The 16,240-nt window shown below is 28.9% G+C and carries 10 protein-coding genes; 3 read left to right on the forward strand and 7 right to left on the reverse strand.

Annotated features, from left to right (window positions below):
- The first annotated feature begins 72 nt into the window (after positions 1-72).
- From RMO70_RS10795 to RMO70_RS10805, 3 genes are all read left to right on the forward strand, one after another.
- The gene (locus RMO70_RS10795) at positions 73-1,323 is read left to right on the forward strand and encodes a glycosyltransferase (protein ID WP_310556447.1); all 1,251 of its coding nucleotides are present in this window, start codon (positions 73-75) and stop codon (positions 1,321-1,323) included.
- A gap of 67 nt (positions 1,324-1,390) precedes the next feature.
- Positions 1,391-7,540 (forward strand): PAS domain S-box protein, encoded by a 6,150-nt coding sequence (locus tag RMO70_RS10800; RefSeq protein ID WP_310556448.1) that lies wholly within the window; start codon positions 1,391-1,393, stop codon positions 7,538-7,540.
- Between the two features lie 37 nt (positions 7,541-7,577).
- On the forward strand, positions 7,578-8,435 hold the full coding sequence (locus tag RMO70_RS10805; RefSeq protein WP_310556449.1) for a neutral zinc metallopeptidase: 858 nt from the start codon (positions 7,578-7,580) through the stop codon (positions 8,433-8,435).
- A gap of 37 nt (positions 8,436-8,472) precedes the next feature.
- Here the strand turns inward: RMO70_RS10805 and RMO70_RS10810 are convergent, their stop codons facing one another.
- The 7 genes from RMO70_RS10810 to RMO70_RS10840 all read right to left on the reverse strand — a co-directional run.
- The gene (locus RMO70_RS10810; RefSeq protein ID WP_310556450.1) at positions 8,473-9,789 is read right to left on the reverse strand and encodes an HlyD family efflux transporter periplasmic adaptor subunit; all 1,317 of its coding nucleotides are present in this window, start codon (positions 9,787-9,789) and stop codon (positions 8,473-8,475) included.
- On the reverse strand, positions 9,773-11,977 hold the full coding sequence (locus RMO70_RS10815; protein ID WP_310556451.1) for a peptidase domain-containing ABC transporter: 2,205 nt from the start codon (positions 11,975-11,977) through the stop codon (positions 9,773-9,775). Before RMO70_RS10815 ends, RMO70_RS10810 begins: the two co-directional genes overlap by 17 nt.
- Positions 11,970-13,403, reverse strand: a complete 1,434-nt coding sequence (locus tag RMO70_RS10820; protein ID WP_310556452.1) for a nucleotidyltransferase domain-containing protein — start codon at positions 13,401-13,403, stop codon at positions 11,970-11,972. Before RMO70_RS10820 ends, RMO70_RS10815 begins: the two co-directional genes overlap by 8 nt.
- A gap of 15 nt (positions 13,404-13,418) precedes the next feature.
- Positions 13,419-14,015 carry a hypothetical protein gene (locus RMO70_RS10825; RefSeq protein WP_310556453.1) on the reverse strand — a complete coding sequence of 199 codons (597 nt, stop codon included), beginning with the start codon at positions 14,013-14,015 and terminating at the stop codon, positions 13,419-13,421.
- A gap of 21 nt (positions 14,016-14,036) precedes the next feature.
- Positions 14,037-14,552 (reverse strand): hypothetical protein, encoded by a 516-nt coding sequence (locus RMO70_RS10830; RefSeq protein ID WP_310556454.1) that lies wholly within the window; start codon positions 14,550-14,552, stop codon positions 14,037-14,039.
- 284 nt (positions 14,553-14,836) lie between these two features.
- Positions 14,837-15,352 carry a hypothetical protein gene (locus RMO70_RS10835; protein WP_310556455.1) on the reverse strand — a complete coding sequence of 172 codons (516 nt, stop codon included), beginning with the start codon at positions 15,350-15,352 and terminating at the stop codon, positions 14,837-14,839.
- 17 nt (positions 15,353-15,369) lie between these two features.
- Positions 15,370-16,240 (reverse strand): DUF6973 domain-containing protein (locus RMO70_RS10840; protein WP_310556456.1); only part of this gene is annotated, 871 nt, incomplete at its 5' end.

Genomic DNA, 16,240 nt, shown 5'->3' on the forward strand with positions numbered 1-16,240 from the left:
TATTTGTATTTTGATATTTTTTATTTGACTTTTGATATTTGAATTTTTGTACTTTGCACAAAAATATACACTTTGTCAAAAACACTTTTAATAATTGGTTTAGTTTGGCCAGAACCCAAATCATCAGCGGCAGGGACAAGAATGTTGCAGTTAATTGATTTGTTCCAAAATCAAGGGTTTGCAATTATTTTTGCATCAGCAGCTCAAGAAAGCGATTTTTCTTTTGATTTGGAATCGATACAGGTTGCAAAGCAAAAAATAAAACTGAATTGCTCTATTTTTGACGAATTTGTATCTACTTTAAATCCAGAAATGGTGCTTTTTGATAGGTATGTGATTGAAGAGCAGTTTGGTTGGCGGGTTTATGAAAATTGTGGAAGTGCCATCCGAATTCTTGATACGGAAGATTTGCATTGTTTGCGATTGGAAAGGCAAAACGCCATAAAGAAAAATATAGATTTTGAACTGTCAGATTTATTAAATTCGGATGTTGCAAAGCGCGAAATTGCCAGTATGTATCGTTGCGATTTGACTTTGATGATTTCTGAAGTTGAAATGGAAATTTTGACTTCGTTATTTGGGATAAATATTTCTTTATTGCATTATCTGCCTCTTTTTTATGATTTGCAAGAAGAAGATTCGCTTCTGAAATTTAATGTTAAAAAAGATTTTATTTTTATTGGAAATTTTCTTCACGAACCCAATTATGATGCTGTGAAACAACTCAAAGAAAAAATTTGGGCAAAAATTCACAAACAACTTCCAGAGACAAAACTACACATTTATGGAGCATATCCATCTCAAAAAATTTGGCAATTGCACAACGAAAAAAATGGCTTTTTGGTTCACGGTCGAGCCGATAATGCAGCAGAGGTAATAAAAAGTGCAAGAATTCTATTAGCGCCTCTTCGTTTTGGTGCGGGTTTAAAAGGCAAAATACTCGAAGCAATGTTAGTAGGAACGCCAACAGTAACAACATATATCGGCTTAGAAGGGATTTGTGATTCTAATTTTAGCGATGTATCTAAACTTGATGATTTTGATAATTTTGATGGTTTTGTTTCAAAAGCAATTAAACTATATCAAGAAGAAATAGTTTTTGAAAATGCTCAAAAAAAAGGTATTGAAATCATAAAATCAAGATTTGAAAAAGAAATTTTTATGACTACTTTTGAAAGTAGAATTCTAGATTTAAAAATAAATATTCATACGAATCGAAAACAAAATTTTACAGGAACTTTATTACTTCATCATCTTAATTTGAGTACAAAGTATATGTCGAGATGGATTCAAGAAAAAAATAAATCAAACGAATCTTTGTAAACTAAATTTCACTATTTTTATAGATTGTAACATATTAAGACTAAGTTTTTTGAAACAAATTTTTTTAATGATAAAAAAATATTATACTCTTTTATTACTTCTATTTTTATATGTTCCAACATTTGGTCAATTCTTTGATTTTAAGTTAATTAATCAGGAAAATGGCTTGCCGTCGTCTATAATTAATACGATGTTTCAAGACAGTCGTGATTTGATTTGGATAGGCACCAATGGTGGTTTAGTAAAGTTTGATGGTCTGGAATACGAGACTTTTGATTTAGATAATGGGCTTTTAGAATTAGATGTTTCCTCCATCGTTGAAGATGTGAATCACAATTTAATCATTGCAACTGGAAGTGGTGGTGTATTTGTTTTTGATGGAAAAATATTTACTAATACGTTTTCAGTTTCTAATCAGAACTTAACATCTAACGCCATATTTAAACTTATAAAAACTGATTTAGGAGTTGTAGGAATCTCAAAAAACGAAATTTTTAGAATTACCAAGGACTATAACTATCATCTTGTTTCAAAAACTAATAATTTATTTTCTGAGGTTAATTCTTTTTTAGAAACCCCAAATAAATCGTTATTAATTGCTTCTGATAAAGGGATTTTTGAGTTTAAAGACCATAAATTAAATGGAATTCTAACTTCAAAAATTACCGGGAACACTGTTGCTTGCAAAGATTTTGAAAATACAATCCACATAGGAACTTCAAAGGGAGAACTTTTCCAGTTTCATAACAACTTACTTTCTGAACCTGAAATTATAAAATACAACAATAAAGAGGTGTTTCCTATAAATGAATTGTTCGTTGCAAAAAGTGGAAATGTATGGGTAAGTAGCAACCAAGTGGAAGGAATTTGTCTTAAAACTGGCGATTATATTACCTTTTTTAATAGTAAAAATGGTTTTGAAGGTAGGAAAGTGAGTTTCTTTTTTCAAGATAAGATTAAAGACTTATATATAGGAACCAAAGGAAGTGGTTTGTTTAAAACAAAAGCCCAAAAATTTTTAGGTTTCAAAAATACCGAACATGTTAATAGTCCTACTATTTATTCAATTGCTAAGTTGAATGATGATTTTTATACTTTTAATGATGAAAAAGGAATTCAAAAATTTAATTTAACATTTGATGGAACGATATCATTATTAAAAACGTACAATTATAAAAACGGATATACTTCTATAGTAAATAGTAAGAATCAGATTATTTTCTCAACTCAAAAAGGAGTGGTTATTTTTGATAAAAAAACAGAAAAAGAAATTAATTTAAGCAAACAATTAAACAATCAAGAGTTAAATATTAAATCTATTTTTGAAGACGATAAAGGAAGATATTTTGTAGGAACATACAATCAAGGACTGCTCTTAGTAGATGAAAATTTTGTAATTATAAAGAAATTTTCAACGAATAATATTCCATTATTAGGAAAAAACATTTCTTCAATAGTTCAAATTGAAAGAAACAAATGGTTAATAGGTTCTGAGACTGGATTGTTTTTACTTAAAGAGAAGGACAACGGTTTTTATTTTTCTAAAAAAATCATAGACGATTCTATAAAGATAGCTACACAAGATAGTTATGGCAATTTTTGGTTTGCGGGTGAATCCAAACTGTATGCAATTACAAAAGCGTTTTCTAAAAAAGTATATTCTAAAAAATCAGGAATTTTATCGACCTTAATATATACTTTGATTGGAAATAATGAGAACGAACTTCTTGTAGGAAGTAATCTGGGGATTGCTAAAATAAAAGTGAATCAAAATGCAGATATTGAAAGCATTGATAATTACAATAGTAACAATGGTTTTTCGGGATTAGAAACAAATTATAGGTCACAGTTTAAAGACCTTAAAACAGGAAATATTTATTTTGGAACTTCAAGAGGACTTTACTTATTTTTTGCACGATACAAGGTCGATGAAGTAGTGGTTCCAAAAGTAGAAATCGCTAAAATTCAATTGTTAAGTGAAGACAAAGTATGGAATAGTAAATCAAAAAATAATTGGGTAAACCTTCCAAGTCAGAATCAAGTTTTTAATAAAAATGAAAATCAATTTACATTTAAGTTTAGAACGGTAAATAATAAGTATTCTCAATCAGGGCTATATTCCTATCTATTGGATGGAAATAATTTTAAAAACTGGTCAAAACCATCTGCATTGAATAGTGTGACGTTTTCTAATTTGAATTATGGCAATTATGTTTTTAAAGTTAAAATCGTTGATATTCTTGGGAAATCGATAAGCGAAGAAACGCGATATGCGTTTAGTATACAAAAACCATTTTACTTAAGTTGGTGGTTTATCTTGAGTCTTATAGTTATATTATATTCTGTTATTACATTATTTTTTAATAAATCATCAAATTACAATAAAAATTTTGTCAAGAATTACTCAGAAATTCAAACTTCTACAGAACAATATAGTCTTTATTTTTTGTTTTTAGGAATTAGTTTACCACTTATAGAATTGTTGATAGAACTTACTAATGTTAGAATACGAAATACCTTTCAGCTAAATATAATTGTTGGTTCTGTTTTGATTTTAATCTATTTATTAAGTAAAAAAGTAAAATGGATTTACAATAATCTGGGAACTATTTTTCTTTTTTTATTTATTTTTTATGGAATTACTACAATTCTAAAATTAATTTATTATCCTAACAATATTGCTTCGGCACTAGAGTTTGTGTTTATGTTCTCCTTGTCCTATAATGTTTTTAAATCCATTAGAATATACTGGCTTTTTGTTTTTCTAATTTTTGGATTAATAGGAATACTTTATATAGCGAATAGTATTCCAAGAGAAGAAACCGTTACTCTTTTAAATATATGTTTCTTAGTTGCTATTTTAAATCACGTTCGTCATATTTCGAATTTAAATTCAAAAGATAAATTTTTGTTTGCTGACAATATTGTTAATAAAGGCACTTCACTAGTTCTTGCTGTCAATAAATCAGGAGAAGTAGTATATTGTAGTGAAACCGTAAAACAAATTTTAGGTTTTGATCAAAATGAAGTTTTAGGATTCAGTTATTGGCTTTTGACTGATGATAGAGAATTTACCACCGAAAATTACAATCCAAGCGATACCTTGTATGTTAGAAAATTAAAATGTAAAGATGGAAGCTACCGTTTTATACAATGGAAAGATTCTAGATATTCAGACGATTTGTATGTAGGTGTTGGACAAGATGTTACTGAGCGTGTGCAAATCGAAAATCAATATAAAAACCTGATTGAGAATGCAACTGATATTATTTTTGAAACAGATAAATTAGGTAATTTCACATTCATTAATAAGTTTACTGAGATAAGTTTAGGCTATGATTTGAATGAAATTATTGGCAAAACATTTATTACTTTTGTTCAAGACTCACATAAAGAAAAAGTTTTAGACTACTACACTTCTATTTCAAAAATAGATAATGAAATTCCAGCAATTGAGTTTCCAATTGTAACAAAAGGAAATAAGGTAATATGGATTTCACAAAAAGCATCAATAATTAGAAATGAACTGAATAAAATAGCAGGATTTTCAGCTATTGCTCGTGATATTACATTACTGAAAAATATTGAATCAGAAAATAAAACACGACAAGAAAAATTACAAAAGTATAACGAAACATTAAATGTACTAGTTTCTACCCGATACAATGAAAATGATTCTATTGTTTATATTATTGAAAACATTTTAAAACTAGCCACTATAGCCTTAAAGACCAGTAGAACAAGTTATTGGGAAAATTTGCCAGACAGAATTAATTGCTTTAGTCTATATGATATAAATACTGACAAGTATTATAATGACGATCAATGTATCAAAACCGAAAGACCCATTTATTTTCAAGCACTTGAAAAAAATAAAATAATTGTAGCAAACGATGTGTTTGCTAGTCCTGAAGTACAAGAATTTTGTGAAGAATATTATATCGAGGAGAACATCAAATCTATGCTGGACATTTCAATCTATTTGAATGGTCAAGTGGAAGGATTAGTGAGTGTTGAATCAGTTGGGAAACAAGTAAATTGGGACAATGACGACATAGGATTTGTGCGATCAATAGCAGATATTATAGCGATAGTATTAGAAACAAGAGAACGAATTGCAGTCGAAAACAAGTTGGCTTACAAGAGTGAATTACTATCCACGATTACAAAAATCACCAATAAGTTTTTAATTAATTCTGATATAAATATCATTTTTGATGAAGTATTATCAACCTTAGGAGTTGCTACTAATGTAGATAGAGTTTATTATTTTGACAACGATAGTAAAAATAGAACCACAGTACAACGATACGAATGGGTAAGTAGACCCGAGCTTTCTGAAATTAATAATCCAGAATTGCAAAACTATTCCTATGATTATTTTATGGATTATATCCAAATTTTGCAGCAAAATAAGTTTTATAATTTCCTTGTAAAGAATGTAGAGAATTTAGTATATAAGAAAAATCTAGAAGAACAAAATATTCTTTCCATATTAATTTTACCCATTTTTGTAAAAGAACAATTATATGGTTACATAGGTTTTGATGATTGCACAATCGAAAGAGTTTGGTCAGACGACGAAATTAATATATTAGAAGCATTAGCTATTAATATATCCTCTTCTTTTGAAAGAAATATTAATGAGGCAATGATTTTTGAAAGCGAAGAACGTTTTAAACTATTGGCGAACAATATTCCAGGGACGGTTTACCTTTCTGAAAATGACGAAAAATGGTCTAAATTGTATCTAAATGATGAAATTGAAAAACTTACAGGTTTCAAAAAAGAACTTTTTCTAAATAAAGAAATGTATCTTATTGATTTAGTGCATCCGGATGATAAAAAGTATGTCATAGATAAAGCGAATAATGCCATTCTTAAAAATATTCCTTTCCATCTCACTTATAGACTACTAAATGCGAATAATGATTATATTTGGATAGAAGAATTTGGAGACACTATTGTTAAAGATGGTAAAGTAAATTATATTGAAGGAATTTTACTTGACATTACTCAAAAAATTGAAATTGACAACCAAATAAAAGCTAGAGAACTAGCGGAAGCTTCAAATAAAGCTAAGTCAGAGTTTTTAGCAAATATGAGTCACGAGATTCGAACTCCATTAAACGCCATTGTAGGATTTTCAAATTTATTGCAAGACTCTAAACTCGAAAAAACTCAAAAAAACTATATCAATACAGTAAATCAATCCGCACATATTTTACTCGAAGTCGTAAATGATATATTAGATTTTTCTAAAATTGAAACAGGAAAACTAGAATTAGAATACAGAAAAACCGATTTGTATGAACTTGTAAGTCACATTACAAATATAATTCGGTTTGATTCCGAACAAAAAGGAATCACTTTAGACATTTCCATTCATAAGGATATTCCAAGAAATGTAAGTATTGACTCCCTTAGAATAAAACAAGTATTGATTAATTTATTATCAAATGCAGTCAAATTTACAAACCGAGGTGGTGTTAAATTTAATATTGATTTAATTTCAAAATTTGACGATCAAATCAAAATTAGATTTTCAGTAATCGATAGTGGAATAGGAATAAAATCAAGTAATAAACAAAAAATATTTGAACCTTTCTCACAAGAAGACAGCTCGACTACACGGAAATATGGAGGAACAGGTTTAGGACTCACCATTTCAAATAATTTACTACTTTTAATGAATAGTAAATTGGAATTAGACAGTGATTATAAAAAAGGAAGTAATTTCTATTTTGATTTAGATCTTAAATTTTATAAATCTGAAAACCAAGACCTAATCAATACTATTGAAATTGAATATGAAGATATTAGCCAAGACAATAGAGTACTATTATTAAAGCAAGTCAAAAAAATTCTTATAGTTGAAGACAACAAAATCAATATGTTACTAGCAAGAACATTGATTAAAAACATAATGCCAAATGCCTTAATTTATGAAGCTATAAACGGTAAATTAGGTGTCGAAAAATTCCTTGAAGTACAACCAGATATTATATTATTAGACATTCAAATGCCAGTAATGAATGGCTATGAAACGGCTCTTGAAATTAGAAAAACAGACAAAAAAACACCAATTATTGCACTAACAGCCGGAACAATTATGGGTGAAAAAGAAAAATGTATCGAAGCAGGAATGAACGATTATATTTCTAAACCCATTCTAAAAGATTTATTTGAAAATGTGTTGTTGAAGTGGATACAATAAAAAGGAAAAAGTATATTTGTAATAAAAAACAAGAATTATGAAATGGATAGGAAGACGTCAAAGTGACAATGTAGAAGACAGAAGAGGAATGTCTTCTGGTGGAAAAGTAGTTGCAGGAGGAGGTTTTTTAGGGATAGTAATTTTGTTATTAAGTATTTTTGGTGGCGAACAAGTACAACAGTTTTTGCCTGCTTTAGAGCAAATGAACAATCAACAACAAACTTCAACGCAAACAGAATCTAGAACATTAACTCAAGAAGAGGAACAAGTTGGGGGATTTGTAAAAACAGTTTTTGCAGATACGGAAGATATTTGGGCACAAATTTTTCAAGAAAATAATCTTGAATACCGACAGCCCAAAATGGTTTTATTTTCTGATGCAGTTGAAACCGCCTGCGGAAGTGCAACAGCTGCTTCAGGACCATTTTATTGTCCTGGAGACGAAAAAGTCTATATGGATTTAGTTTTTTTTAACGAATTGCAAACTCGTTTTGGAGCTAAAGGTGGCGATTTTGCCATTGCATACGTTATTGCTCACGAAGTAGGTCACCACATTCAAACGGTTCTAGGAACATCAAACAAAGTGCGTCAATTACAGCAGAGTAGGAGCCAAGAAGATGCTAATAAACTTTCAGTTGCCTTGGAACTTCAAGCCGATTTTTATGCCGGACTTTGGACAAAATACAACCAGCAAAATTTGGATATGAACGATCTAGACGAAGCATTGAGTGCCGCGCAAGCCGTTGGCGATGATGCCATTCAACAAAGAACACAAGGTCACATTGAACCAGAATCGTTTACACACGGTACATCTGAACAACGAAAATATTGGTTTATGCGAGGTTTCAAAACGGGAGATATTCGTCAAGGCGATACTTTTGCAGAAATGGAATAAAGAAATAATGAAAATTTGAAATTAGTTGATATGTTTTTTAGATTTTAACAATTTTTTCTTGCTTCTCTTTTTCTATTGGTTTTTTATCAAAAGCTGCTATAATTTTGTTAAACATTTTAGACAATAAACTTCTTTTTTCGGTAATAATTTCAGCTGTTCCAATCATATTTTTTGAAAATAATAATTCTTGATTACTATCACTTTTTAATCCGTTTGGTAAATCGACAGTAATTAAATAATAATTTTCGGTTGGAATTAATGATGTCGATTTTACTTTACCCACTAATTTGCCAAATTCCTGATAAGGATAAGAAACTAATTTAATAATTACTTCTTGTCCTATTTTTATTTTTCCAGCTCCGTTAAGTGGTACAACAAGTTGTGCAACTACCTGATTATCTTTTGGTAAAACACTAAAAATTGGGTCGCCTTGTTTTATAAATTGGTATGATGTGATAAACTGCATCATATCTACCTCGCCATCTTGTGGTACTTTAAAAACATATTTTGATTCCCAAGAGTTTATGGCTTGAAAAAGTTGTTGAAACGAGGTAATCAACTTCATTTCTGAATGTGTAATATTTTCATCTTTTTCAAGATTTAAAATACTAATGTTTTGTTTATTATCGCTAATACTAAACTTGTTTTCAATGTCTTTTGACTCATAAGATTTCAAATTTTCATTTTCTCTGTAGTAATTTCTAATGGTTTGTTCGTATTCTCCTTTTAAAATTAATCCTTTTGAAAAAAGGATTGAATCCTCAGTTAACTTATTTTTTACCAGTAAAATATCAGATTTTTTTATTTTTTTAATATCATCTCTCTGCTGTAACATTTCATTGTATTTACCTATTTGTTTACTCAACAACATTTTTTTAGCATCGTTTTCTGGATGCTCTTTGGCGTCTTCACAAGTGTGTAATACATTTATTAAATTAAGATAATATTCTTGAATTTCACCAAGTTGACTGCCAATAGCAAAACTTAAATCTTTTGTTTTTAATTCTAAAATGTTACTTTGAAATTGCTTTAAAATAGTTTTCAATTTTTTGACATCTTCTTCATTTGCTGGATTTTCTATTACGGCAAGAAAATCATCTTTTTTCATCATTTTATGAGAAGCAAATTCTTTAAGAATGATTTTTCCTGAGTTTTGTGCTATCAATTCAATAGGTGGTTTTAAAGCTGTTACTTGCGCTTCACCCATTATAATTTCTGGCGATTTAATAATAGCTAAAAGTGTAAATGAAACAATTATAATCGCTAAAAGTGAATACAATAATATGGAGTTGAATCTTGGAAATTTATTTACAGTATCTGCAAATTCTTCCGAATATTTAATTTTGGAGTTCATCTTTTTCTAAAATCATTTGGTTTTTAAACAATCTGGAGTAATAGCCATTTTTTGACAATAGCATTTTTTCAGTTCCCATTTCCACGATATTTCCTTTGTCGAGTACAATTATATTATCTGCATTTTTAATAGTTGCCAATCGATGTGCTACTAGAATAACTGTTTTATCTTTAAAAACTTCATTTAAGTTATTTACCAAAATATTTTCATTGATAGAATCCAAAGAATTGGTCGCTTCGTCGAGAAATAAATAATCTGGATTTTTATACAAGGCTCTTGCAATCATAATTCTTTGTTTTTGACCTTCGCTCAAACCTCTGCCATTTTCTCCCATTAATGTATTAAATCCTAAAGGCAATCCTTCAATTTCTTCGGATAGATTTACATTTTTTGTGGTTTCATAAAATGTAACATTATCAAATTCTTTACCTAAAATAATGTTGTCCTTTAGCGTTTCTTTGAAAACATCCGAATTTTGATTGACCACACCTATTTTATCTCTCCACGCACTTAAATCTATGGAAAGCATATTGATATCGCCTATTAAATACTCTCCAGAAGTAGGCAAGTACAATCTCGACAAAATTTTAAGCAATGTGCTTTTACCACTTCCACTTGCCCCAACTATTGCTGTTATTTTTCCTTCAGGAATTTTTAGATTAATATTGTTCAAAATGTAGTTAGCCGAATTATTGTATTTAAAATAAACGCCTTTTAATTCTAACGATTTGTTTTTAGGCAATTCCCGATGCACTATTTTCTCTTCGATTTGTTCGTCTGGCGTGTTACTTGATTCATTGATTCTTAAAAAACTGATGTAGGCAGATTGATATGAGGATATAAAACGAATAATTTCAGAAAGTGGTCCTTTTAATTGTCCTAAAATATATTGTACAGCAATCATCATTCCCAATGTCATTTCTCCTTCTATTACAAAATAGACCGTTAGAAATGTCAGCGCCACATCTGTTAAAGTATTAATTAAATTACTTCCAACAGAATCCACTTGGTTTACCTTCAGTATTCTTAGGTTAATATTATACAATTTAACTTGTATTTTTTCCCACGACCACCGTTTGCCTTGTTCGTAATTGTTGTTTTTGATTTCTTGGATGTGTGTTAAAAGTTCGATCCAATGACTATTATTCTTTGCTTTCAATGAAAAATATTCCATATCCATTTTTTTGCGAATGTTCCAGAAAAACAATGTCCAAGAAATGTATAAAACTCCTCCAGTAAGAAAAACAGCCAATAAAATTGGTTGATAAATAAAAAGGATAATGCCAAATACAAAAAGATTGAAAAAAGCTAGAATAATATTGAAAGCAGAATTCATAATAAAACTTTCCATTCTGTCATAATCTAAGGCTCTTTGAAAAATATCACCCACTAATTTGTTTTCAAAATAGGTTAGGGGCAATTTTAAAAGTTTGATGATGTAATTGGAAAGTATAGAAATCTTAATTCGTGAGGATATATGTATATTGATAGATTGTCGAATCCAATTGCCTAAACTTACACTAATAACTAAAACAATATTGGCAATGAGAAGCAAGAAAATAAAGCTGAAATCTTTGGCTGTAATTCCAGTGTCAACAATAGATTGCGTAATAAATGGTAAAACTGCTTGTAACAATGTTAATACAAACATAGTTAAAAGCAACTGCGTTGCTTGGGTTTTATAAGGTTTCAAATGACTTATGAAATAATTGAACGCATATATTTTTGAAGGGTTTGCAGAGGGTTTTATGTCATTAAACTTGTCAGTTGGTTCCAACAAAAGCAAAACTCCTTTTTCTAATTCATTTTCTGTTTGCTGAATCCAATTTTTTAAAAATTCTTGATAATTGTATTTTACATACCCAAGTTGTGGATCAGAAACATAAATATGATTTTTTGTGACTTTATAAATTATTATGTAGTGCTTGTTTTTCCAATGCGCAATGCAAGGCAATGGGATTTCTTCTAACAAATTGGATAAACTAGCTTTAATTGCCAATGATTTTAAACCCAATCTTTCGGCAGTTAAACTTAATTCGTGAAGCGACAATCCTTCTTTTGAAACTGCCGAGTATTCGTTTATATCTTGTAGTGATAAAAATTTGCCGTAATGTTTTGCTATTATTTGTATACAAGTTGGACCACAGTCTTTGCTGTCCAGTTGAATGTAATTGGGAAATTTATGCATGTAAAGATTTTTTGTAACAATTGATGTAAAATAATTTCTCAAAATCATTTTTTAGGAGTGTACTTATTAATCTGTCAATCACTTGAAAATGAATCCAAATCGGGGCATTTTCAATTACTTTAAAATCAACATCAACTATTTCTTTTTGAATCACTCTAAATATCGAAATCAATTTCTGTTCAGCCTCTTTATTCGTTCCAAAAAAAAGGGCTTCGGTTTCTTTTATTTTATTGTTGAAATAATTGGAAGAACGACTTTTAGTATTTAATTTCCCAAGATAAAAATTATAAATATCATCTATTTTAGCATTTGTTTTTAAAATATAATTTTTAAGAAAACTAGCTAAAAATAGTTCTTTAGACAACTCTTGATTTTGAATAAAATGAACCCATTCAATCAATAATTGATTGACTGTTTTTTCGTTTTGTTTTCCCATAAATTTTATTTCAGGATAGCAAAACATATTGTTGTATGGGAAAGTATATTGGTATTGGGCAAAATTAGTTTTTATAAAATCGATCCAGTGTTGTTTGTTTTTTTCTATAACTAAATTGGCATTTTCAAACACAATATAACAGCCCACTTTTTCTTGATTGTCTTCATCAACTTGATAAATGTGAAATTCTATTTTCTTGTTTTCGGATTTTATTTTATCAATAATGACTTTTATTTCTTGAAAACTAAATAGATTCTCGATATATAAAACTAGTTGCGGTTGCGAATAATCATCGAGTATTAAGTAGTTTGAATATTTACCGTCAATAGGAATGTTGTAATCATTTACTAAAACGAGTAACTCAGAATAAAAAAGATTCTGATTATTATTTTGAGAATAATTAATCAAATTTTGAATTCTATCATTCTCAATAGGCATATTGGTGTTTACAAACCTGCTTTTCAGTTTTGGAGATTTATTGGGAAAAATTCCTTTTGTGATTAAAAAATAATCCAATAATCCTGAAATAGTATCAGCGGCTACCATATAAAACTCAATAGATGGCAATTCTTTTTTAAGAAAAGTAGCGTTTTCTGTTAATGTCAATAAAACATCGTTTAATCCTAATGCCAAATCATTTCGTCTAGTTTTAGGGTACGAATTTGAAATGTATTTTTTGATAAAATCGATATCCTTGTTTTTATCTACAAATGCAATGCCTTCTTGAAAAACAATTCTATAAAAATCGCCTTGTTTGTAGTTTCTAGAAAGTATATCAAATATTTGCGATGGATTAAATTTGATTGGGTTGAACTTTACATTTTCAAAAATATAGGATTCTCTGCTTGACGAGACAAAGTTATCGCTCACTAAAAGCAAATCGACATCGTTTGCTTTTTCAGGATTGGTAACATAACTGCCAAATAGGAGTACGCCTTCTATGTCTGGGAAATGTTGGTTTAGAAAATTGTGTATTAGTTTGGGGTTCATTGATATATGAAAAAATTATTCGTTTGTAGAAAGCTCATTTCCACCACGTATTATGTCATTAGCTTTTTTTATATTTTCTTCCGTTTTAGTAACTAGTTTTATGAAAGTTAAATTCAATTTTTGACTTTGATTTTCAAACTTTTCGATAACAACACTTAAAATATAATTTTCATCAATTATAAATTTTTGGTAATCGGCATTTATTAATTCATCGTCGATATGGAAAACTACTGAGTTTTCCTTTATGTTCGTGTGTTTTAATTTAAAATCTGATAACGAAATGAACTTTGGTTTATAATTTTCTTTAGTTTCGATTATAATTTTATCATAATATTTAACGTTATCAATTTCAAAATTTCCTTTTTCAATTTTTACGTTTTCTATTGTATTTGGTTTAATATATTTAATAATAGTTTTGTTAACAAACTTTGAATTAATAAAATAAGCTGGTTTTTTAGTGTTTTCTATTTCATTTTTATAAATAACTTTAATAATTGTATCATTTACAGTTCTTTTCGCTATCCTCTGCAAATCTGTTGCTTTACCAGTAAGTTGTTGACTGTAACTATTTATGGATAAAAAGATTGTTATAATAAAAAGTAACTTTTTCATAATTTTCGATGTTGGTTTGATCTACTTTTTTATTCTAATAGCATTTTCACGTTGCCAAGAATTTCCTTGATTGTCTTTTACATCTTGAGTATAAACTTCAAAAACGGCATTTTTTTTACTTACAATTGCTTTTGGATTATTTGCTATTAGAGTTGTAAAATCATACGATTTGCAACTAATACCCCCTGATGTGTTATAACAAGCTCTTTCAACTTCTATATGATTTACTGCCACTTTGTTTTTCAAGAAAAAAATTATCGCTTTAGTATCTACACTAGAATTATGATAATAATAAGGAATATTTACACCATAATCCTTTTGAATACTTTCTTTGGTTCCATAGCCAGATTCAAAGAGTAAAGCATCCCACTCAAAACAATCTAGACTGTCTCTAAAATTAAGCACTTCTCCTTGTACTATTTCTTTATTTGATAGAGGAGCAAGTTTGTTGTCTAAATTTATTAAGCATTTTTCTTTGTATCCTTTACAACTAGAAAGTAACAAAGAGGTAAGTACAACATAACAAATGTTTCTCATATTTTTTATATTAAACATAGCATCTAAAAATGTATGTTGGTTTGATTTATTTTTTTTAATTTTTATTTCTTACAATTCTAGTTTTTGTAATTGCAAATAAAAGGATATACAAAAAGAATGAAATTATAAAGCATAAAATTAAACTTGTTACAAATGAGAAATTCCTTCCTCTATCACAATTAAAATAATAAATCTTATAATAGTCGGGATTATTAGATGAATTTTCATTTTACTTGTAGAATTATTTTTAAAACACCGCCCAATTGTAAGGCGGAGTTTTTAATTTACCTTTTTATTCTTATCAAATTATCCCACTTATATTTTAAGCCAGTATTACTTACAGCTTCTGCTTCATAAACTTCAAAAACTGCGTCTTTTTTTGCTACAAAAGCATGGTCTGTATATTTCATTAAATTTAAAAAATCATACTTTATATATGTTTGTCTCTGAAGAGAATTTGTTAATAAGATATGATTTATAGCTACTTTGTTTTTTACGAAAAATATATAAGTATCGTTATCCCCATAAAAATTTAACATACTATCCTCATAATTGTAGGGTATTGTTATATCTAACCGTTTTTGAACACTCTCCTTTCTGCTTCCTGCTGCCATAATAACTAAAATAGAGTCCCATTTGATACAGTTTATACTATCTCTAAAATTAATTATTTTCTCCTTTTTTCTATTACCGTTTTTTATTTGTAGCTTTTCTTTAAGGTCAGATATACACTTTTCATTTGGTTGACTATTACAACCCAAAAGTGTAAACAATACTAAAACATTAATAATTATTTTCATATTATAATTTTTTGTTATTATGGAATAGGAACAATATCAATATGACCGTTAACTACAGCAGCATTAAAATCTGATAGGAATTGAGACATATTAGCCTCTGGATTGCCATTTACAATAGCCCAATTATAACCCCAACCGTTGTTATGCAAATCTGACATTAATTCTACATCTCTATTAGGGTAGTTAATATCATAATGTGTTGTTTCATGCAATGTATGAAATTCATGTGCATTTTCAGAACCAATATCAAAAGCATCTAAAGCAGACCACAAAGCATGTCTTAAAGCATCGCTTACTCCATTATGACCTGATGCGAGAGAGAATGCTAATTGTTGATTGCTGTACATGGCAGAAACATAAGTCGGGTGCATATAAAGCCATAAAGCTTCTGGAGCACTTAAATCTCCTGGATAAAGATCATAAATTTGCTGCATATCTGCATCATTTATTCCATCACCATTTGCATCGACAAAATTAGGATCTGTAAGCTCCGTGGTATTATTGGTATTCCAATCAATATTATTATTTCCGTAACCATTTGGATTATTCCAATCTGATGAATAACCACCATTTAAAATATGATTATTGCTGTCGGTATAATCTAAAAAACCGCCACCTGTTTCATTAACTGCATAATTTATCCATCCACCATTTTCTGACGAACCTGAGGTAATAGTTGTAAATCCGCCTCCGTAATCTCCTCCGCCTCCCATATTATGGTAATCATTTCCGCAGTAATCACAACCACCAAAAAGGCTTTTGCTCTCTATAGGGTTTACAATCTCGATGTCTAGAGATAAATTTGACATTGTTTTTGTTGTTTGTTTCATTGTTCTAATCATAAATTTAAAGTTTAAAGGGTTAATGTAATTTCGTCTATTTTGAGTT

The sequence above is a fragment of the Flavobacterium sp. genome, assembly GCF_031422135.1.
GTDB lineage: Bacteria > Bacteroidota > Bacteroidia > Flavobacteriales > Flavobacteriaceae > Flavobacterium.